Genomic DNA, 19,131 nt, shown 5'->3' with positions numbered 1-19,131 from the left:
GGTCACCGGCCGAGCACCGGCCTCGGTGCCGCCGCCGCGTACAGCTTGCGCGGCAGGAAACCCAGCTCCTCCTTGAGCTCGTTCATCCCCCGGCCAGCCGACAGCTCCTTCGCCCCGCGCTGCGTCATGAACCGCACCGCGCGGACGTAGGAATCGAAGTACAGGCCCGAACCCCGGCCGCGCTCGTCCAGCGGCAGCGCCGCCCAGTGCTGCATGCAGGGGCTGTCCGGGTGGTCGAGCAGGGTGTTCACCGCGAGCAGCCGGCCGCTGGGGTCGGCGTAGGTGAGCGTGTGCACGTCCGGGCGCCGGACGAACCGGTGCAGGAAGCCCGCCGACGGGACCGTGCGCGTGTCCAGCGGCAGCTTCCCGTAGCGCTCCCGGTGCGCCTTGACCAAGGCGGCGACCTCGGCGCCGTCGACGTCGTCGCGGCCGGGGCCCCCGCGGACGACCAGCTCCGGGTCTTCGGCGATCCGGCGGCGCCGCCGGCGCAGGCTGGAGCGCCGGGCACCGGGGAGCGTCTTGAGCCAGTCCTCTTCGGACTCGAACCGGTTCTCCAGCACGGCCGTGGGCTGCGCGAGCCGGACCAGGCGGCCCCGGCCCGCCGTGTGCCCCGCGAACTCCTCGTCGATCGCGCGGTAGAGGACGCCGAGCAGGCCGGGCCCGAGGTGGCGCCGCAGCGCCCGTTCGAACTCCCGGAGCAGCCCGGCCCGGTCGCCTACCGGGAAACCCGGTGCGAACACGATGCCCGGGTAGCCGCTCAGCCACGGCAGGAACACTTCGGCCCAGAACGGCCGCAGCGATCGCCGCCCCGGCGCGGGCGCGAACCGCGGAGCCAGCCGCGGGTAGCAGACCAGGACGGACATTCCGGCCACGACCTCGCCGCCGTCCGTCGCGACGGCGATCCGCTGCGGGTTGCGCGCGCCCCACGCTTCGAGCCCCAGCAGCTCGTAGTCCCACACCGGGTGCAGCCGCGCGGTCCGGAAGAAGTCCGCCCAGCCCGCGGGGGCCGGGTCCACGCGGGGGTCGTGGAACTCGAACCTCATGTGAGGACGACCGGGGTGCCGTGGCGCGGGCAGGGAGCGATCTCGCCGCGCACCCCGCCGGCCGGGAGGATGTCCACGAACCGCGGGGAATCCTGGCGCAGCAGGGTGAAGGCGAGCCCGCCGTCCGTCGGCCGCGCGTAGACGTGCGGCCAGTCGAGGTGCCAGCGGCCGCAGTTCCCCAGTGCGCCGAGGTACCCGAGCACCGGGTCGTGCAGCACGCCGTAGGGACCGCTGTCCAGCGAGTCGAGTTCGCGGTGCGGCACGGCCTCGACGCGGTCTTCGCCGGGGAACGCGGCGATGGCCTTGTCGTCACCGACCACGAGCACGCGGTGCCCCCGGTGCAGGGCGGCCGTCAGCTCGCGAAGCACCGGCGCGTTCGGCCCGTCCGGGTCCGCGACGCAGCCGCGCACCCCCTTCGGCAGGTCGGCCGGCGGCCGCAGGTCGTCCGGTCCGAGCAGGACGACCAGGCTCCCGGGCCCGGGAGCCCGTGCCGTCCGCAGCACCCGGCCGAGACCGCGCACGGGATCGGGCCGGGACGCGCCGCCGGCGAGCGGGACGAGGTCGACGAGCTTGTGCACGGCTTCCGCGAGGGGCGCCGCGCCACCGTTCGTCCCGGTGCGACCGGGCACGACGACCGGGTCCTCCCGGCCGTCGAGCGCCCAGCGCTCGCGGTAGAACGGCACGGTGGCGAACGCCGACCGCACCGCCCGCCGATAGGCGGCACGCCACACCAAGGACACCCCCGGATTCCCCATGGCGCAGGAGTCTGAGCCATCCGGTCGGCTTTGGGAAGCAACTTCACGGAAGAACAGACCGAATGCCCTAAAGTCGCGACTTCCTCCCTGGGCTGAAAGGAGGAATTCCCGCCGAAGCCGTCCCCAAACGGAACCTTTTCTGCTTATAACTCGCAGGTCGCACAGACAGGCAAGCCGTCTTACCGGATCCACTGGGGGATTCATGAGTAGTAATACCACGTTCGGTGACCGAATGACCACGAGACCGGCCCTGCGCGCCAGGCGCCGTCGATGACCAGGACTTTCCCTGGACCAACCCAAAGTGGACTCAGCGTAGTCATTCCGTGCTTCAACGAAGTTGAAAACCTCGAACCGTCCTATCGGGAAATAACCAACGAACTAGGTCACTACCCGCTGGAACTGTTTTACGTCGACGACGGGAGCACCGACGGGTCACTGGAAGTGATCCGTTCACTGGCGGCCGGTGACCCGCGCGTGCGCTATCTGTCCTTTTCCCGCAACTTCGGGTTCGAGGCCGCCTTCTCGGCCGGTTACCGGTATGCGGCGAAGCCGTGGATCCTGCACGTCGACGCCGATCAGCAGTTCCCCGCCGCCGAGGCGGAGAAGCTGATCGCGGCGGCCGAGCAGGGCAACGACGCGGTGTTCGGCGTCCGCACCAACCGCCAGGACCCGCGGCTGCGGCGCTGGGGCACCGCCGCGTTCCACTTCCTCGGCCGGCGCGTGCTGCGCATCGAGATCCCGCCGGGGGCCACGGCGTTCCGGCTGGTCCGCGCCGAGCTGGCCCGGAAGATCGTCGACCTGCGGCTCGGCACGCCGTACTTCCTGGCCACGGTCCCCCGGCTGACCAGCCGGTACACCTGCGTCCAGGTGGCGCACCGGGCCCGGGAACGCGGCGAGTCGAAGGTGGGCTTCGGCTTCCTGGCTTCGCACGCCATCGAGCTGTTCGTCGGCTTCACCAGACGATTGACGACGGCGGCGTCCGTGACGGCCCTGGTCGCCGGCGGGCTCGGGGTACTGGCCGCCGGCGCGGCCACCTTCGGGCTGCTCGGCGCGAGCGCCACGGCCGCGCTGCTGTTCGCGCTGCTCAGCGTGCTCCTGGTCGTCCTGTCGCTGACCGTGCGCTACCTCGTCGTGGTCGGCGCCGGGCAACCGCGGCCGCGGCAGTTCTACGTCCGGGAAGCGAACGTCGCCGTCGACGCGGACGACCGGCTCTTCACCTCGGCGGACCCGGCGGGTCCCCGGCTCATCGATGTGCAACTGGGGAAAGGCGTTTCAGCGTGACGAGTTCGAACAACGACCCGGCGAGAACCCTGGTGATCCTGGGGGGCGCGGACGGTTCGGTCAGCACCTACGAGCGCGCGCGGGAACTGGGGTTCCGCACGCTCTGCGTCGACGTCCGGCCGGGTGCGCCGGCGGTGGCGTACGCGGACGAGTTCCTGCAGGTCAGCGTGCGCGCACCGGAGCAGATCGCGGCCGCGCTCGACGGCCGCCGTGACCTCGCCGGCGTGCTGAGCCCGGCCAGCGACGTCGGGCTGCCCGCCCTGGCGTGGCTGACCCGGCACTGGGGCATGCCGGACCCGCTGCCCGTGGCCGCGGTCGAAGCCTCGACCGACAAGTCCGTGTTCCGCGCCCTCTGCGACCACCTCGGCCTGCCGGGCTACCGCAGCGTCAGCGGCCGTCCCGGACCGGAACTGGTCCACGCGGCCCAGCAGCTGCGGTTCCCCGCCCTGGTCAAGCCGGTCGACTCCTCCGGCAGCCGCGGGGTCGTCTCCTGCGCCGGTCCGGGCCGGTTGACCGCGGCGTTCAGCGAGTCGCTCGCGTTCTCCCCCTCCGGACGGCTGGTCGTCGAGGAACACCTCGACGGCTCCCACTTCACGATCGAGGCGCTGGTCGTCGGCGGCCGGATCGTCTTCCACGCCGTCACCGAACGAACGCTCACCCCGCCGCCGTTCTTCGTGACGTCGTCGCACCTGCTGCCCGCCGAGCTGCCGGCGGACGCCGAGCTCCAGCTGGTCGAGGCCCTCGACCTGATCTGCACCGAGCTCGGCTACCGGAGCGGGCCGCTCACGCTCGACGCCGTGCTCGGCCGGGACGGGCAGCTGTACCTCGTCGAGATGGGCGCGCGCATGGGCGGGAACGGGCTCGCGGAAGCGATCGCGCAGTGCCACGGCGCCGACCTGATCGCCGCCGGGATCGCCACCGCGACCGGCGACGAGGTGCGGCTGGAGCTGCACGAACCGAAGCCGACGCTGGTGCACGTCCTCGCGTCCGACCGCGGCGGGCACCTGTCCCGGGTGGACGGTGCCGAGGACGTGCGCGCCATGCCCGGAGTGGTCGGGCTCCACCTGTTCGCCGACGAGGGTTCGTTCGTCCGGCCGTACGAGCAGGCTGGGCACAAGCTGGGTTACGTCGTGCTCACCGCCGGCTCGGTGCCCGAGCTGCTCACCGCGGAGAACGCCGTGCGCGGCACGCTCAAGTTCCTGCTCCACGAGCAGGACATGGCGGTACCGCTGCCGTGACGGGCCCCTCGGTCGCCGCCGCACCGGCCGTGGCGCCGCCACGGCCGGCGGTGGTGCTGCGGCTGCTCGCCGGCCGGGGCGCGTTCCGGCTGTCGGTCCAGCTGATGGGGCTCGTCCTGATCACCGCGTGGGGCGCCGGCGACTACGGGCGGTTCGCCACCGCGCTCGGCCTGGTGACCTGGCTGAACTTCATCCCGGGCGCGGCGGAGAAGTCCGCGCTCAAGGCCCTCCCGCGGCTGCGGCTGACCCGGGACGCGGTCGCCGCGCTCGCGGTCCGGCTCGCCGCGGTGCCGGTGCTGGTGGTGCTGGCCGCCATGGCCGTCGCCCTCGTGGTGGCACCGCGGTCGGACGCGGCGCTGTACCTGACGGCGGCGGCGTGGTCGATCTCCGGCGGGCTGCTGATGACCGTGTCCGGTCTGCACCGGCTGCGCGGTAAGTCCACTTTGGACGCGGCGGCGTTTACCGCCGGTTCGGCCGTGGTCGCCGCCGTCACCTGCGTGACGTGGGCGGTGCGGTGGCCGCCCGGGGCGCACCTGGCGATGCTGCTCGGCGGTCTCCTGGTGATCCTCGGGGTTTCGGTCGCCCTGCTGCCCCGGCCGTGGCTGCGCGGCGGGGGGCTGCCGGGGCACCGGCTGCTGCCCGCGTTCGGGCGCAGCACGGTCCTGCTCGGCCTGACCGAAGTGCTCGACGTGCTCGCGACTTCGGTGGTGTTCGGCGTGTTCGCGCTGTCCGGGCGGACCACCGAAAGCGGCCCGTTCTACCTGGCCCTGCTGGTTTCGAGCGCGTTCTGCTCGCTGCTGTTCTACCAGCTGAGGGTGCACCAGCCGACGGCGTCGTGGCGGATGCGCGGGACCGGCGCGGCGGCCGGCCGGGCCCGGGCGGCCGAGCTGCTGAAGCTGGTCGAACGCGGCGGGATCGCGTTCGCGGTGCTGCTGGCCGCCGGTCTCGCCGTGCCGTCGACCCGGGCGGTGCTCACGGCCGACAGCTACGTCGTGCTCGGGGTGCTCGTGCTCGTCGAGACGGCGTTGTACGCGACCGGCATCTACGCGAGCTTCCTCGTCGAAAACACCAACAGCAAGGTGCTGACGCTGACGTCGGGCGCCGCCGTCGTCTCACTGGCCGCGACCGCCGTCGCCGCGGCCCTGCTCGTCCCGCCGCTCGGGCCGGTGGGCGGGTTCGCCGCGCTCGTCCTCGCACTCACGGTCAAGGCCGCCGTCCTGCGGCGCCTGGTCCGCCGTCACTGATGTCTGCACAAGGGGAGAAGGAAGTCATGTACGTACTGGGCATCAGCAGGGTCCACGACTCGGCCGCGGCACTCGTGCGCGACGGCGAGATCATCGCCTTCGCCGAAGAAGAACGCTTCACCCGCGTCAAGCACGACGGCGGCTTCCCCGCCGAGGCCATCAAGTTCTGCCTCGACCGCGGCGGGATCACCCTCGCCGACGTCGACCACGTCGCCTACTACTGGCAGCGCTGGAAGGAAGGCATCCACGCGGCCAAGGTGTTCGCGCGGTACTTCCCGGGCACCCTGGACGTCTTCCGCAACGACAACGGCGACGAGGGCGGCAAGTCGGCGGGGATGGTGGACACGTTCAAGACCGGCGGTGGCTCGGGCAGCGACGACTACCACGTCGGCGGCGCGGTCCTGGCGCACATCAAGCGGTCCTACACCCTCGCGCAGGACGTCAAGGACGCCGCGGAGTGGACCGGCCCCACGAAGTTCAAGACGCACCTGGTCGACCACCACCGGGCGCACGCGGCCAGCGGCTACTTCATCTCGCCGTGGGACGAGTCGGCCGTGCTCACGTTCGACGGCATCGGCAGCGACGGCACGGCCACGTACCTCGCGCACGGTCGCGGCGACCGGATCGCCGACCTGCGGCGCATCAAGTTCCCGCACTCCCTCGGCGCGATGTACGCCGGCGTCACCGGCTACCTCGGCTTCTACCCGACTCGCGACGAGGGCAAGATCATGGGACTCGCGCCGCTGGGCGAGGACACCTACGTCGACGCGTTCAAGCAGCTGATCCACCTCGACGACGACGGCGGCTTCGAGCTGGACCTGAGCTGGTTCGGCCACCACCGGACCGGCAAGCACGTGATGGCGAAGAAGTTCACCGACACCTTCGGCCCGGCGCGGCCGAAGACCCGCGTGACGGCCGAGAACCCGGTGCCGCAGCACTACTGCGACATCGCCTACGCCCTCCAGGTGACGCTGGAGGAAGCCGGCCTCCACCTCGCGCGGTGGCTCCAGCGCGAGACCGGTTCGAAGCGGCTGTGCGTCGCCGGCGGCGTCGCGCTGAACAGCGTCATGAACGGCCGGATCCTGCTGGAGACGCCGTTCGAGGACTTCTTCGCCCAGCCCGCGGCCGCCGACGACGGCTGCGCGCTCGGGGCCGCGCTCGAGGTCTCGGTCGGCAAGTACCACCGCCCCCGGCCGCGGGACGGCTACACCTACACCGGCCCGGACTACACCGAGGCCGAGATGGAGGTGGCGTTGCAGGACGCCGGAGTCGAGTACACCCGCGTCGCCGACATCGCCGCGCACACGGCCGCGAAGGTGGCGGAGGGGCGCATCGTCGGCTGGGTGCAGGGCCGGATGGAGTGCGGGCCGCGGGCGCTCGGCAACCGCTCCCTCGTCGCCGACCCGCGCGACCCCGAGTCGAAGACCCGGATGAACGAGAAGGTCAAGCACCGCGAGGCGTTCCGCCCGTTCGCGCCGTCGTGCCTGGCCGAACGCGCGGGCGAGTACTTCGTCAGCGACTACCCGTCGCCGGTGATGCTGCTGGTGTTCGACGTGCTGCCGGACAAGCGCGCCGAGGTCCCCGCGATCACCCACGTCGACGGGACCGCGCGGGTCCAGACCGTCAGCCAGGAGGACAATCCGCTGTACTACCGGATGATCAGCGAGTTCGAGAAGCTCACCGGCGTGCCGATGGTGGTCAACACGTCGTTCAACGACAACAACGAGCCGATCGTCGCCAGCCCGCAGGACGCCATCGCCTGCTACCTGAAGACCGACGTCGACGCGCTGGCGCTCGGACCGTTCTGGGTGGAGAAGGAACTGTGACGCTCTTGGAATCGCCCGGCCTGGTCGCCGCCCTCTACCGGCGGCGGCAATGGCTGTGGCTGGTGGCCGCCGTACCCGCGGTGGTCACCACACTGCTGATCATGGTGGTGCTGCCGCCGGACCAGACGCTGGACAACGTCGGCGACTGGGCGTTCAAGCTGTGCCCGTTCGTCTTCGCGGTGCTGACGGTTTCGCTGTTCCCGCGGGGCCGCTTCGGGCCCGCGTTGCTCGTGTTCGCCGTGTTCGTCTACATGTCCTATTTGGACACTGAGCTGGTGATGCGAGTGCAGGGCTTCGCGCGCTCACCGGACCAGGACTTCCAGCCCGTGTACCAGTTCGAGCTGTTCGTGACGACGTTCATCGTGCTGTTCGCGCTGCTGGCCTACCGCCTCGGCGGCGGCCGGACGGCGAACGTGCTCAAGGTGGGTGTCGCGTCGATCCTGGTGGTCATCTCCGGCGTCAACGACCTGACGTTCTGGGCGCTCAACGACGTCTGGTCGGCCGGCACGAAGCCGACCGAGCTGAAGTGGGCGTCGCACATGATCGTGTTCCTCGGCGGGCCGCCGAGCATCCCGGCCGCGGTCGCGTTCATGGCCGTGCACCTGGTGCTGGCCGCGATCGTGGTCGCGCTGCCGGTGGGGCGGTGGGTGACGGTCAGAGTCCGCGGTTCGCAGCCTGCAGCTTCGTGACGGCGGCCGCGTCGCCCTCGAAGTCCAGGGTGACGGCGTCGCGGCCGAACACGAACAGCAGCAGGTCGACGGGGTCGCCGACCACGGTGACCGGGTCCGGCCCGGTCTTCACGGCGGCCTCGCGGCCGTCGCGCGTCTTGAGCGTCACGCCGACGGGCGCCTTGCGGAGGTTGAGCTTGGCGCCCTGTTTGGCCGCGCGCCAGGCGGCGGCGTCCCGGGTGGGGTCCGCGGGCCGCGGTTCCCAGCCGTCCTGCGCGCGCCGGACGTCCTCGTGGTGGACGAGGAACTCGGCGGTGTTGGTGAGCTCGTCGAGCGGGCCGATCGCGGTGGGCCAGAACTTCGACGGGCCGCTCCGCACCTGCTCGACCAGGTTCGCCCACGGTTTCGCGGCGTACCGGTCCTGCACCTTCTTGGTGTACCCGGCGAGCGCGGGCACGACGATGCCGGGAGCGGCATCCGCCCGGTGTTCACGCACGACGAGGTGCGCGGCGAGGTCCCGCGTGGTCCACCCCTCGCACAACGTCGGCGCGTCCGGCCCGAGATCTTCGAAGAGCGCACTCAGCGCCCGGCGTTCGTCAGCAGCGACACCCATGACGTCGACGCTACCCGCCGGTAGCCGCCCTGGCGACGCGATGTGAGCTAGTGGTGGAACGCGGTCGCCTTCGCCGGGTCCTTCGGGCGGCCACCCAGCTGCTCCAGTTCCGGGAGCACCCGCTTCAAATCGGCCAGCAGCAGGTCCGCCAGGTCGTGCGTGAAGCCGTTGCGGACCACGATCCGCAGCACCGCCAGGTCCGTCCGGTTCTCGGGGAACGTGTACGCCGGGACCAGCCAGCCGCGCTCACGCAGCCGGCGGGACACGTCGAAGACGTCGAAGCCGACGTCCGGGTGGGTGGTGAACGCGAACACCGGCAGCTGATCGCCTCGCGTCAGCAAGGAGAACGGCCCGAGCGCGGCGATTCCTGAAGACAGGTGCAGGGCGACGTCACGGGAAGCCTGCTGGACGGCCTGGAACCCGGAGCGGCCGAGCCGGACGAACGTGTAGTACTGGGCCGCGACCTCGGCGCCCGGGCGGGAGAAGTTCAGCGCGAACGTCGGCATGTCGCCGCCGAGGTAGTTCACGTTGAACACCAGCTCGGCCGGCAGGGCGGCCTTGTCGCGCCAGATCACCCAGCCGACGCCCGGGTACACCAGGCCGTACTTGTGGCCCGACGTGTTGATCGACGCCACGCGCGGCAGGCGGAAGTCCCACTCCAGGTCCGGGTCGAGGAAGGGGGCGATCATCGCGCCCGAAGCGCCGTCGACGTGCACCGGGATGTCCCAGCCGGTGCGCTCCTCCAGCGAGTCCAGGGCCGCGGCGATCTCCGCGACCGGCTCGTAGCTGCCGTCGAACGTCGAGCCGAGGATCGCCACCACGCCGATGGTGTTCTCGTCGCAGCGCGCCACGGCTTCGTCGGCGGTCAGGTGGTACCGGTCGCCGTCCATCGGGACCAGCCGCGGCTCGACTTCCCAGTACTCGCAGAACTTCTCCCAGCACACCTGGACGTTCGCGCCCATGACCAGGTTCGGCTTGCCCGCGCGGCCGAGGCGGGCCCAGCGCCGCTTCAGCGCCATCCCGGCGAGCATGCACGCTTCCGACGACCCGGTCGTCGAGCAGCCCATGATGTCGGCCGGGTCGGGCGCGTGCCACAGGTCGGCCAGCATGTTCACGCAGCGCCGCTCCAGCTCGGCCGTCTGCGGGTACTCGTCCTTGTCGATCATGTTCTTGTCGACGCACTCGGCCATCAGCTCGCGGGCCTGCGGCTCCATCCACGTCGTGACGAACGTGGCGAGGTTGAGCCGCGCGTTGCCGTCCAGCATCAGCTCGTCGCGCACGAGCTGCAGCGCGGTGTCCGGCGGCAGCGAGTCCTCGCGCAGCTTGTCGTGCGGCATGACGAAGCCCGCCGCGAGGGCCGGGTTCGCCCCGGCGTAGAGCGGGTTCGTCCCCGCCGTGCGGTCCGGGCGGTCGGCTTTCCCCTGATGCAAGACCATGCCACCGAACGTACTGGGCCCGGGCGCACAAAAAGGGCCGCTCCGTCCGGAACGGCCCCTTTGGTGGAAAAATCGGTTGGCGGGAAATCAGGCCTGCTGGGCCTGCCACATCCAGTGCGCCTCTTCCAGCGCCCGGGTGATCTCGATCAGCAGGTCCTGCGTGACGAGGTCACTCTTGTCGGTCTCGTCGATGCGCTGGCGCAGCCGCTCGATGAGCGCGGCCAGGATGTCGACGATCGCGGCGACCGTGGCCTCGACCGACTGCCAGTTGTCCGGGTAGTCGGGCACACCCGAGCTCTCGACGACGGTCTTCGCCTTGCCGTTCGGCGAGATGCCGATGGCGTTGGCGCGCTCGGCGACCTCGTCGACGTACTGGCGCGCGGTGTTCACGAGCTCGTCGAGCTGCAGGTGCGCGCTGCGGAAGTTCGAGCCGACGACGTTCCAGTGCGCCTGCTTGGCGATGAGGGACAGGTCGACCAGGTCGACCAGCGTCGCCTGGAGGGCGTTGCCGGTGATCTCCTTGTCGGCCTCGGAAAGCGGGCTCTTGATCGGAGACTTGCTCATCTGGCGTGATCCTTTCCTCGGACTCGTGCGGAGTGTCGGGGGTCAGACGGTGGCGGAGAGCGCGACCTCGATGTTGCCGCGGGTCGCGTTGGAGTAGGGGCACACCTGGTGCGCCTGCTCGACCAGCTGGTCGGCCTGGGCCTGGTCGAGGCCCGGAAGCGAGACGTTCAGCGCGACGCCGAGGCCGAACCCGACCTCCTGCTTGAGCACGCTGACCTCCGCGGTCACGGTCGAGCCGTTCAGCGGGACCTTGGCCTGACGCGCGACCAGCTGCAAAGCGCTGTGGAAGCAGGCCGAGTAGCCGGCGGCGAACAGCTGCTCGGGGTTGGTCTTGTCCCCACCGGGGCCGCCCATCTCCTTCGGGATGGCCAGCGACTCGTCGATGACGCCGTCGGACGACGTCACTTCGCCGTTGCGGCCGTCGCCGCGCGCCGTTGCCACCGCGGTGTAGATCGCCTGACCCATGCTCAGCCTGCCTTCTGTCGCGGACGCTCCACAGCGAGCGTCTCACTGGGCACAACATCCCGCACCCGCGGAACAGTGCCCCCACATGGCGGGCATCACGTCTGATGGCGTACCCGGCTACCCCGAGGCGAAACGCTATGCGGCGCGGGTCACCGCGAACTCGGCGACCTGTCGCCCGATCAGGCGAAGGGTGCGGATGCTCTTCTCGTCTGAAGCCCCGCCGGCCTCGTCGAACTTGGTTTCGGCCGAGTTGATCGAGCCGCCCAGCGGGGTGGCCCAGCCGCGCAGGGCGTGCGTGATCGTGCGGAGCTGATCGAGCGTGGTGACCGCGGCCTGCCAGCCGAACGCGACGGCGGCGAGGCCGACCGCGCGGCCGTCCAGGTAGGGGCGGCGGTCTTCCCGCAGGTCCTCGACGTAGTCCAGGGCGTTCTTGACCAGGCCGGACAGCGCGCCGTGGTAGCCCGGCGAGACGACGATGATCCCGTCCGCCTCCCGGATGGCGGCCACCAGCCGGGTGGCGCGCTCGTCGCGCTCCGGGACGCCGGCGTCGTAGAACGGCAGCACGAGTTCCGGGCCGGTGATCAGCCGGGTCCGGACGCCCGCTTCGGCCGCGCCGTCGAGCGCGATCTTCAGCGCGCATTCGGACTGCGAGCCCTCACGCAGAGAGCCGCCGATCCCGAGCACGTTGACCGTCCTGGCTGAAGTCACGTTTTCCAGGCTAACCCCTCGACATAACTGGAGGACCAGAGTCTGGGACGGAGGTCCCGGTCACACCTGGACCAGCTACCTACTGGCAAGTAACCTGACCCGCATCCCGAGGCTGATGGAGGAACCATGGCGATCCCGCTCCCGGTCCGTGTCCAAGCGGCCGCGTCACAGCTGGCGTTCTGGCTGCCCACGCCGGTGCGGCGGGCCGCCGCGGGCCGGACCGTCCGCATCGACGGCCAGGACCTCGCGCTCGACGCCCAGCTTCTCCTCCGGCTCCAGAGGATCGCTCGAGCCGAGCTGGTGCGCGGGTCGGTCGAGCGGTCACGCACGCTGCTCGACGCGGCCAGGCACCTGGTCAGCGGCAAGCCGATCGAGCCGGTTTCGGTGCGCGAAATCGCCGTCCCGACGCCTGATGGCGAGCTCCCGGCCACGCTGTACACGCCGGTGGGGCTGCCCGAGGAGTCGCCGCTGCTGGTGTTCTTCCACGGCGGCGGCTGGGTGATCGGCACCCGCGCGAGCCACGACAACGCCGTCCGCTTCCTGGCCAAGCACGCCGGGGTGCGGGTGCTGTCGATCGAGTACCGGCTGGCCCCGGAGTTCCCGTTCCCGGCGGCGACGGAAGACGCGCTGGCGGCGTTCGACTACGCGGTGGCGAAGGCGGGCGACCTGGGTGCCGACCCGGCGCGGATCGCGGTCGGCGGCGACAGCGCGGGCGGCAACCTCGCCGCCGTCACGGCCCAGCAGGCCGTCCGCCGCGGCGGCCCGGTGCCGGCGTTCCAGCTGCTGATCTACCCGGCGACGGACTTCGCGCGGCGCTACCGCTCGCAGGACCTGTTCGCCGAGAACCTGTTCCTGACCGACGTGCACATGAAGTGGTTCGAGGGCCACTACGTGCCCGAAGGCACCGATCTGACCGACCCGCGGCTCTCTCCGTTGCGCGCGGACGACCTGAGCGGCCTGCCGCCGGCCTTGATCGTCACGGCGGGGTTCGACCCGCTGCGCGACGAAGGGGAGGCGTACGCGGAGAAGCTGCGCGAGGCGGGGGTCGAGGTGGCGCTGCGCCGGCACGAGGACCTGATCCACGGGTTCATCAACTTCACCGGCGTCGGCACCCGGTTCCGGGAAGCGCTGGCGGAGATGGCGGGTGCCCTGCGGCAGGGATTGTCCAAAGTGCACTGAACCGCCGGGAACGCCGGAGCCCGGCGGCGGAGAAATGTCCGCGGCCGGGCTCCGGGCCCCCGGTTTCCTTCGGTGGCTACGACCCCGGCAGCGGCGGCACCGGGAGGGGCAGCGGCGGCACCGGCAGCCCGCCGAGCAGCCCGCCCAGGATGCCGGTGACGGCCGCGAGCAGCGCCTTCACCAGGTCGCTGACGATCTTCAGCGGGCCGGGCAGATCGGGCAGGGACGGGATCGGCAACGGCAGCGGCGGCAGCTGGCGCGCCTTCGCCGTCGGGTCGGCCAGCAGCCGGGTGGACTCGTCGGCACGGCCCTTGGCCAGGCCCGCCAGCTGCCCGGTCTCGGTCTGGATCGTGTAGCGCTTGCCGGCCGCGATGTCCCCGAGCACCGGGCTCAGCTGACCGAGGTCCGTCCGCGTGGCACCGACGTTGCCCGCGTAGGCCACCTTGGTGAGGTCGTCACGCATCTGGAGCACCTGCGCGGCGAGGGCCTGGGTGCTGGAGGAACCCTTGCCCCCTCCCGGGCTCGCCGACGCGTTCCCCGCCGTCGCCACCGCCAGCAGACTGCCGGCCGCCACCAGGGCGATGACTCGCCCGAACTTGGCTTTCATTCCTTACCTCCTGGCATCGAGACCTGACGAGGTAAATCGATACCCCCCGTGTCGGAGATAAGCCACCCGATCACCGATTCGGGATGTTTAACACCCTTACGTGCCGGATCTGCATGAGGCGAACTGGCCCGCATTGGATTAACCCCGAAACCTTGCCCGTCCCCCCGAAGATCATCATGACCGATTCCGAGGATCACCGCTGGTAGCATCCGTCCACTATGGAACGCTTCGGTAACCCACACGAGTGTAAACAGTGATCATTTAGCTTCATCACTCCGTCGGACCGCGTGTCCCGACTGCTCCAGATGGGGCGTCCCCCACGCTCGCCCCGCCACCCACACGGTTCCCCCCGAGGTGGCCGGGAAAAGGCGAAATCAATTCCGGAATGCACGCCCGATCAGAGCGGCAGGCCCGCTTCCAGGTGAGCCAGCGCCTGGTCGAGGATCACCAGGGTGTCGGCGCCGGGGTCCGCCGCGGCCCCGGCGAACGCGGCCATGACCACCCCGACCACCGCGCCCGCCCAGTTGCGGACCTCGAAGTCGTCCGCCGACCGGCCGGTGCGGCGCGCGGCCATCCCGGCCAGCAGGTCGATGCCCTCCGCGAACTTGTCCATCACCGCGGTGCGGAGCTCGGGCTCGCGGAACACGAGCACCTGCCGCCGGCGTTCCCGCTCCCACTCCTCGGCGGGGATCTGCGCGCGGATGGTGTCCGCGGTGGCCCGCAGCGCGGCGGCCGGGCTGAGTTCGGGCGGCTGCGCCAGCGCGGCCTCGATGAGCACCGGGTCGAACGGGTCGTAGAGCACCGTCGCTTCCTTCGTCGGGAAGTACCGGAAGAAGGTGCTGGGCGAGATCTCCGCCGCGGCCGCGATCTGGTCGACCGTCGTGGCGCTGTAGCCCTGCTCGTGGAACAGCCGCAACGCGTGCCGCTGGATCGCGGCGCGCGTCTTGGCCTTCTTCCGCTCCCGCAGCCCCGTGGGCTCAGCTGGCGACGACGTCATGCTCCGATTCTCGCGGCTGCGCTCCCGCCGCCGCCCGGCCGGGCAGGAACACCAGCGCGAGCAGCGCTCCGGCGACGCCGAGGCCGGTGCACACCCACAGCGTCGCGGCCATGCCGTCGGTGAACGCGGCCCGCGCGGACGCGGCGAGCTCGGGCCGGTGGAGCTGCTCCGCGACGGCGACCGCGGCCGAGGCGCTGCCCCGCACCGCGTCGGCGACGGGCGCGGGCAGGCCTCGCACGTCGACGCCGTCGCGGTAGCCGCCGCTGAGCACCGTGCCCAGCACCGCGACGCCGATGGTGCCGCCGACCTGGCGCAGTACCTGGATCAGCGCCGAACCGGCCCCCGAGCGGCCTTCGGTGAGCGCGCCCATGGCCATCGTCATCAGCGGCGGGAGCGTGGCGCCGGTGCCCAGCCCGATCACGAGCTCCCAGCCCACGGTGGCGCCGTAGCCGCCCGACGGCGACGTCGTCGAGCCCCACGCCAGCCCGGCCGCGAGCAGCACGAACCCGCCCGTGACGACCCCGCGCACGCCCAGGGCGGCGACCAGCCGCTCGGCGAGCTTCGCCGACACCAGCATCCCGCCGATCAGCGGCAGCAGCCGCACGCCGGTCTGCAGCGCGTCGGCGCCCTGCACCGCCTGGAACAGCTGCGGCAGCACGAACAACAGGCCCATCAGCGCGAACGACGCCACCGTGGCCAGCACCGCGCCCCAGACGAACCGCGGCTCGCGGAACAGCGCGAGGTCGGTGAGGGGCGCGGCCACCCGCGTCTGCGCCCAGCAGAACGCCGCCACCAGCGCGGCACCCAGGCCGATCAGGCCGTACGTCGCCGGGTCGGCCCAGCCGTGCTCGCCGGCGTGGACGAACCCGTAGGTGAGCGCGAGCAGCCCGGCCGCCGAGAGCGCGATACCGGTGAAGTCGATCGCGCCGCGCCCGGAACCCGGCGTGCGGGGCAGGAGGAACAGCACCGCGGCGACGCCGATCGCGGTCATCGGGACGTTGATGAGGAACACCGAGCCCCACGCGAAGTGGTCGAGCAGCCAGCCGCCGAGCAGCGGCCCGAGCGGGATGCCGGCGAACATCGCCATCACCCAGGTCGTCAGCGCCTTCGCCCGCTCCTCCGGCGGGAACAGGACGTTCAGCAGCGAGAGCGACAACGGGATGAGGAACGCGGCCCCGGCGCCGAGCGCGACGCGAGCGGCGATCAGCTCGCCCGGCGAACCGGCGTAGGCGCACCACAGCGAGGCCAGGCCAAACTCCGCAAGGGCTCCGAGCAGCAGTTTCTTCGGGCCGAACCGGTCGCCGAGCAGGCCCGCGGGCAGCAGCAGCGCGGCCAGCGCCAGCGTGTAGGCGTTGCCGAACCACTGCAGCTGCGTGGTCGTGGCGCCGAGGTCGACGGCCAGCGTCGGGACGGCGACGTTGAGCACCGTCAGGTCGAGGCCGATGGTCAGCAGGCTCACCGCGAGCGCGCCGAGCGCCCACCACCTGCGTGGATGTCCTTGAGTCATAGTGACCCCCAATTGATAGCGACTACCAACTGAGAGTAGCTATCATAATTTCCCGGCACCAGGGGGAACGGCCGGAAATATGTTGCACGGACGTACCACCTTGGGTTCTCATCGAGGACGTGCCGCTGCAGCCCTACCGCCGGGTGCTCTCCGTCCCCCGCGTCCCGTCGACGATGGCCCTGATGTTCCTGGCACGCCTTCCGATGACCATGAACGGCGTGCTGATGACGCTGTACATCGTCACCGGGCTCGGCCGCGGCTACGGCGCCGCCGGGCTGGTCGGCGGCGGTGTCACGCTCGGGATGGCGCTCGGCGCGCCGATGCTCGGCCGCTGCTTCGACCGGTACGGGCTGCGCCCGGTCGTCGCGATCTGCGGCATCGGCACGACCGTGTTCTGGATCGCCGCGCCGCACCTGCCGTTCGAGGCGCTCGCCGTGGTCGCGATCCCGGCCGGGATGCTTTCGGTGCCGGCGGGCTCGCTGGCCCGGCAGGCCCTGGCCACGCTCGTGCCGCCCGAGCAGCGCCGCGCGGCCTACTCGCTCGACACGATTTCGATCGAAGCGACGTTCATGATCGGCCCCGCGGCCGGCATCGCGGCCATCACGGCGTTGTCCCCGATGTGGACGCTGACCGCGCTCGGCGTGCTGTTCGGCGGCACGGCGTTCCTGATCTGGCTCGTCGACCCGCCGATCCGCGAGGGCGCCGGCCAGGCGGACGAACTCGGCCCGCGGCCGCCGCTGCGGAGCTGGCTCACCGGCCGGCTGGTGGGGACGCTGCTGATCGCGGGCGGCACGTTGTTCGTGCTCGTCGGCACCGAACTGGCGACGCTGGCGGCCCTGCGCGCGAACGGCGAGCTCGGCGTGACCGGCCTGGTCATCGCGGTGATGTGCATCGCCTCGATCACCGGCGGCATCGTGCACGGCGTGGTGAAGCGGTCGCTGCCGCAGGGCGTGCTGATGCTGCTGCTCGCGCTGCTGGTGATCCCGGTCGGCCTGGCGGACCACCCGTGGTGGCTGCTGATGCTGGCGCTGATCCCGACCAACCTGATGTGCGCGCCGACGCTGTCGGCCACGACCGAGACGGTCAGCCGGCTCGCCCCGGCGCAGGTCCGCGGCGAGGCGATGGGCCTGCAGGACGCGTTCACCCGGCTCGGCCTGGCCGTGGGCGGCCCGGTGGTCGGCTTCGCGATCGACCACTCGACCCCGGAATGGGGTTTCGTGGCGGCCGGGGTCGGCGGCCTGGTGATCGCCTCGGCCGGCCTGCTCCGCCGCCGGGCCCCGGCCACCGCCGCGGAACCGGCCCTCGCCGAGACCTGCAACTAACGCTGTCGTGAGTGGTAATTCGGGTTAGAACCCTGATTACCACTCACGACAGCCGCGGCAGACTGCTCAGCCGCAGGCGGCGCGGAGCGCGTCGAGCTTGACCACGTTGCGCTGCACCCACTGGGCGACGACGCCGGCGTCCTCGATGCGTTCCTTCTGCACCTGGACGTAGGAGTCGGCCATGCCGAGCAGCGCGTTCTTGACGTCCTGGTCCTGGACGTCGCCCGCGAGCTCGCGCAGCCGCTTCTCCTTGTCCTCGGCGCGTGCCTTGAGCTTGGCCGGGTCGACCAGGGGGTTCAGGTCGGCGAGCCCGAGCGCCTCGGCGCACGCCGCGACCTTGTCCGCCGTCCTGCCCCCCTGGTCGACCGCGTTGCCGACCTCGGTGCACCCGCCCAGCAGCAGTGCGACCCCGGCCAGCAACGCGGCCGTCGTTCCACCCCTCGTCATGGCGCCAAAGGTACCCGTCAGCCCTTGACGCAGACCACCTGCTTGAGGTGCGCCACCACCTCGACCAGGTCCGTCTGCGCGCGGATCACCGTTTCGATGTCCTTGTAGGCCGCCGGGATCTCGTCGACCACGCCGGAGTCCTTGCGGCACTCGACGCCGGCCGTCTGCGCCGCGAGGTCGTCGGCGGTGTACAGCTTCTTGGCCTTGGTGCGCGACATCCGCCGCCCGGCGCCGTGCGAAGCCGACTGGAACGACGAGCTGTTGCCCAGCCCGCGGACGATGTACGAACCGGTCCCCATGCTGCCCGGGATGATCCCGAGATCACCCGATCCGGCGCGGATCGCGCCCTTCCGGGTGACGAGCAGCTCGACGCCGTCGTAGGTCTCTTCGGTGACGTAGTTGTGGTGGCACGAGATCGCGTCGTCGAAGGTCGTGCCGGGCACGACGTCCGCGAGCGCCAGCTTCACCAGCGCGACCATCGTGGCCCGGTTGCGCGCCGCGTAGTCCTGCGCCCAGAACAGATCGCGCCGGTAGGCGTGCATCTCCGGCGTGCCCGCGACGAACACCGCGAGGTCCCGGTCGGGCAGGTCGGCGTTGTGCGGAAGCTTGCGCGCGACGGCCATGTGCCGCTCGGCCAGCTCCTTGCCGATGTTGCGCGAACCCGAGTGCAGCATCAGCCAGACCCGGCCCTCGTCGGCGCCGCCTTCCTCGAGGCAGACCTCGATGAAGTGGTTCCCGCCGCCGAGGCTCCCGATCTGCCGCGCGGCCCGGTCGTGCAGGTCCTGGACGCCGGTGTGCAGCTCGCCGAACTGCTTCCAGAACGCGTCCCAGCCGCCGACGCCGTGCACCTTCGCCGGGTTCACGGGCGTCTTGTGCAGCCCGAAACCGACGGGCACGGCGCTTTCGATGCGCCGGCGCAGCTTCCCGAGGTCGTCGGGCAGGTCGCTCGCGGTGAGCGACGTCCGGACGGCGCTCATCCCGCACCCGATGTCGACCCCGACCGCGGCGGGCGAGACGGCGTCGCGCATGGCGATGACGCTGCCGACGGTGGCCCCCTTGCCGTAGTGGACATCGGGCATCACGGCGACGCCGTGCACCCACGGCAGGTTCGCGACGTTGTGCAGCTGCCGCATGGCCTGCTCTTCGACCGACGCGGGATCCGCCCACATCCGGATCGGGACGCGGGCCCCTTCGACCGCGGTGTACATGATTTCCTCCCCTTGAAAAGCGT

The 19,131-nt window shown here is 71.4% G+C and carries 19 protein-coding genes; 7 read left to right on the top strand and 12 right to left on the bottom strand.

Annotated features, from left to right (window positions below):
- Positions 1 to 2: 2 nt before the first annotated feature.
- Together C2L58_RS25445 and C2L58_RS25440 are read right to left on the bottom strand one after the other, a co-directional pair.
- A complete protein-coding gene (locus C2L58_RS25445; protein ID WP_103340115.1) occupies positions 3 to 1,043 on the bottom strand; it encodes a GNAT family N-acetyltransferase in 1,041 nt (346 codons plus the stop codon).
- A complete protein-coding gene (locus C2L58_RS25440) occupies positions 1,040 to 1,747 on the bottom strand; it encodes a hypothetical protein (protein ID WP_103340169.1) in 708 nt (235 codons plus the stop codon). Before C2L58_RS25440 ends, C2L58_RS25445 begins: the two co-directional genes overlap by 4 nt.
- 321 nt (positions 1,748 to 2,068) lie before the next feature.
- Between C2L58_RS25440 and C2L58_RS25435 the strand changes: the two genes are divergently transcribed.
- Genes C2L58_RS25435 through C2L58_RS25415 form a run of 5 tightly spaced genes read left to right on the top strand, consistent with a single transcriptional unit; the run spans position 2,069 to position 8,076 of the window.
- On the top strand, positions 2,069 to 3,079 hold the full coding sequence (locus tag C2L58_RS25435; RefSeq protein WP_103340114.1) for a glycosyltransferase family 2 protein: 1,011 nt from the start codon (positions 2,069 to 2,071) through the stop codon (positions 3,077 to 3,079).
- Positions 3,076 to 4,317: an ATP-grasp domain-containing protein gene (locus C2L58_RS25430; RefSeq protein ID WP_103340113.1), complete on the top strand. Its 1,242-nt coding sequence runs from the start codon at positions 3,076 to 3,078 to the stop codon at positions 4,315 to 4,317. Before C2L58_RS25435 ends, C2L58_RS25430 begins: the two co-directional genes overlap by 4 nt.
- Entirely contained in the window at positions 4,314 to 5,561 is a 1,248-nt protein-coding gene (locus tag C2L58_RS25425) for a hypothetical protein (RefSeq protein ID WP_103340112.1), read from the top strand. The genes C2L58_RS25430 and C2L58_RS25425 overlap by 4 nt, the downstream gene beginning before the upstream one ends.
- 26 nt (positions 5,562 to 5,587) lie before the next feature.
- Positions 5,588 to 7,387, top strand: a complete 1,800-nt coding sequence (locus C2L58_RS25420) for a carbamoyltransferase family protein (protein ID WP_103340111.1) — start codon at positions 5,588 to 5,590, stop codon at positions 7,385 to 7,387.
- Positions 7,384 to 8,076, top strand: coding sequence for a hypothetical protein (locus tag C2L58_RS25415; RefSeq protein WP_233225924.1), 693 nt, complete (start codon positions 7,384 to 7,386; stop codon positions 8,074 to 8,076). Before C2L58_RS25420 ends, C2L58_RS25415 begins: the two co-directional genes overlap by 4 nt.
- Here C2L58_RS25415 and C2L58_RS25410 read toward each other — a convergent pair.
- From C2L58_RS25410 to C2L58_RS25390, 5 genes are all read right to left on the bottom strand, one after another.
- Positions 8,042 to 8,668, bottom strand: coding sequence for a TIGR03085 family metal-binding protein (locus C2L58_RS25410; RefSeq protein WP_103340110.1), 627 nt, complete (start codon positions 8,666 to 8,668; stop codon positions 8,042 to 8,044). The two genes, C2L58_RS25415 and C2L58_RS25410, sit on opposite strands and share 35 nt — an antisense overlap.
- 47 nt (positions 8,669 to 8,715) lie before the next feature.
- Positions 8,716 to 10,104: a glutamate decarboxylase gene (locus C2L58_RS25405; RefSeq protein ID WP_103340109.1), complete on the bottom strand. Its 1,389-nt coding sequence runs from the start codon at positions 10,102 to 10,104 to the stop codon at positions 8,716 to 8,718.
- An 87-nt stretch (positions 10,105 to 10,191) separates the two neighbouring features.
- On the bottom strand, positions 10,192 to 10,668 hold the full coding sequence (locus tag C2L58_RS25400) for a Dps family protein (protein WP_103340108.1): 477 nt from the start codon (positions 10,666 to 10,668) through the stop codon (positions 10,192 to 10,194).
- Between the two features lie 42 nt (positions 10,669 to 10,710).
- A complete protein-coding gene (locus tag C2L58_RS25395) occupies positions 10,711 to 11,133 on the bottom strand; it encodes an organic hydroperoxide resistance protein (protein ID WP_013230586.1) in 423 nt (140 codons plus the stop codon).
- A gap of 135 nt (positions 11,134 to 11,268) precedes the next feature.
- Entirely contained in the window at positions 11,269 to 11,841 is a 573-nt protein-coding gene (locus C2L58_RS25390; RefSeq protein WP_199191434.1) for an NADPH-dependent FMN reductase, read from the bottom strand.
- Between the two features lie 126 nt (positions 11,842 to 11,967).
- Between C2L58_RS25390 and C2L58_RS25385 the strand changes: the two genes are divergently transcribed.
- The gene (locus tag C2L58_RS25385; protein WP_103340106.1) at positions 11,968 to 13,020 is read left to right on the top strand and encodes an alpha/beta hydrolase; all 1,053 of its coding nucleotides are present in this window, start codon (positions 11,968 to 11,970) and stop codon (positions 13,018 to 13,020) included.
- Between the two features lie 76 nt (positions 13,021 to 13,096).
- Here the strand turns inward: C2L58_RS25385 and C2L58_RS25380 are convergent, their stop codons facing one another.
- The 3 genes from C2L58_RS25380 to C2L58_RS25370 all read right to left on the bottom strand — a co-directional run bounded on the left by C2L58_RS25380 (position 13,097) and on the right by C2L58_RS25370 (position 16,131).
- On the bottom strand, positions 13,097 to 13,627 hold the full coding sequence (locus C2L58_RS25380; RefSeq protein WP_103340105.1) for a hypothetical protein: 531 nt from the start codon (positions 13,625 to 13,627) through the stop codon (positions 13,097 to 13,099).
- Between the two features lie 397 nt (positions 13,628 to 14,024).
- Positions 14,025 to 14,624: an acyl-CoA-like ligand-binding transcription factor gene (locus tag C2L58_RS25375; protein ID WP_199191433.1), complete on the bottom strand. Its 600-nt coding sequence runs from the start codon at positions 14,622 to 14,624 to the stop codon at positions 14,025 to 14,027.
- Positions 14,605 to 16,131, bottom strand: a complete 1,527-nt coding sequence (locus tag C2L58_RS25370) for a DHA2 family efflux MFS transporter permease subunit (RefSeq protein ID WP_233225923.1) — start codon at positions 16,129 to 16,131, stop codon at positions 14,605 to 14,607. The genes C2L58_RS25375 and C2L58_RS25370 overlap by 20 nt, the downstream gene beginning before the upstream one ends.
- Positions 16,132 to 16,313: 182 nt before the next feature.
- On the opposite strand from C2L58_RS25370, the gene C2L58_RS25365 reads away from it, so the two are divergent.
- On the top strand, positions 16,314 to 17,453 hold the full coding sequence (locus C2L58_RS25365; protein ID WP_103340166.1) for an MFS transporter: 1,140 nt from the start codon (positions 16,314 to 16,316) through the stop codon (positions 17,451 to 17,453).
- A 66-nt stretch (positions 17,454 to 17,519) separates the two neighbouring features.
- Here the strand turns inward: C2L58_RS25365 and C2L58_RS25360 are convergent, their stop codons facing one another.
- Both C2L58_RS25360 and C2L58_RS25355 read right to left on the bottom strand, forming a co-directional pair.
- Positions 17,520 to 17,900, bottom strand: a complete 381-nt coding sequence (locus tag C2L58_RS25360) for a hypothetical protein (protein WP_199191432.1) — start codon at positions 17,898 to 17,900, stop codon at positions 17,520 to 17,522.
- A 17-nt stretch (positions 17,901 to 17,917) separates the two neighbouring features.
- On the bottom strand, positions 17,918 to 19,108 hold the full coding sequence (locus tag C2L58_RS25355) for an RtcB family protein (protein ID WP_103340102.1): 1,191 nt from the start codon (positions 19,106 to 19,108) through the stop codon (positions 17,918 to 17,920).
- Positions 19,109 to 19,131: the final 23 nt, after the last annotated feature.

Source organism: Amycolatopsis sp. CA-126428 (assembly GCF_002904335.1).
Lineage (GTDB): Bacteria > Actinomycetota > Actinomycetes > Mycobacteriales > Pseudonocardiaceae > Amycolatopsis.
The sequence above is the reverse complement of the archived record's forward strand: the minus strand, read 5'-3'. Positions and strand labels throughout refer to the sequence as shown.

What these genes read in the sequence shown, in the direction of transcription:
- C2L58_RS25445 (WP_103340115.1), bottom strand. Translation starts at nt 1,043, where the DNA reads ATGAGGTTCGAGTTCCACGACCCCCGCGTGGACCCGGCCCCCGCGGGC.
- C2L58_RS25435 (WP_103340114.1), top strand. Translation starts at nt 2,069, where the DNA reads ATGACCAGGACTTTCCCTGGACCAACCCAAAGTGGACTCAGCGTAGTC.
- C2L58_RS25420 (WP_103340111.1), top strand. Translation starts at nt 5,588, where the DNA reads ATGTACGTACTGGGCATCAGCAGGGTCCACGACTCGGCCGCGGCACTC.
- C2L58_RS25410 (WP_103340110.1), bottom strand. Translation starts at nt 8,668, where the DNA reads ATGGGTGTCGCTGCTGACGAACGCCGGGCGCTGAGTGCGCTCTTCGAA.
- C2L58_RS25405 (WP_103340109.1), bottom strand. Translation starts at nt 10,104, where the DNA reads ATGGTCTTGCATCAGGGGAAAGCCGACCGCCCGGACCGCACGGCGGGG.
- C2L58_RS25400 (WP_103340108.1), bottom strand. Translation starts at nt 10,668, where the DNA reads ATGAGCAAGTCTCCGATCAAGAGCCCGCTTTCCGAGGCCGACAAGGAG.
- C2L58_RS25395 (WP_013230586.1), bottom strand. Translation starts at nt 11,133, where the DNA reads ATGGGTCAGGCGATCTACACCGCGGTGGCAACGGCGCGCGGCGACGGC.
- C2L58_RS25385 (WP_103340106.1), top strand. Translation starts at nt 11,968, where the DNA reads ATGGCGATCCCGCTCCCGGTCCGTGTCCAAGCGGCCGCGTCACAGCTG.
- C2L58_RS25380 (WP_103340105.1), bottom strand. Translation starts at nt 13,627, where the DNA reads ATGAAAGCCAAGTTCGGGCGAGTCATCGCCCTGGTGGCGGCCGGCAGT.
- C2L58_RS25375 (WP_199191433.1), bottom strand. Translation starts at nt 14,624, where the DNA reads ATGACGTCGTCGCCAGCTGAGCCCACGGGGCTGCGGGAGCGGAAGAAG.
- C2L58_RS25370 (WP_233225923.1), bottom strand. Translation starts at nt 16,131, where the DNA reads ATGACTCAAGGACATCCACGCAGGTGGTGGGCGCTCGGCGCGCTCGCG.
- C2L58_RS25365 (WP_103340166.1), top strand. Translation starts at nt 16,314, where the DNA reads ATGTTCCTGGCACGCCTTCCGATGACCATGAACGGCGTGCTGATGACG.
- C2L58_RS25360 (WP_199191432.1), bottom strand. Translation starts at nt 17,900, where the DNA reads ATGACGAGGGGTGGAACGACGGCCGCGTTGCTGGCCGGGGTCGCACTG.
- C2L58_RS25355 (WP_103340102.1), bottom strand. Translation starts at nt 19,108, where the DNA reads ATGTACACCGCGGTCGAAGGGGCCCGCGTCCCGATCCGGATGTGGGCG.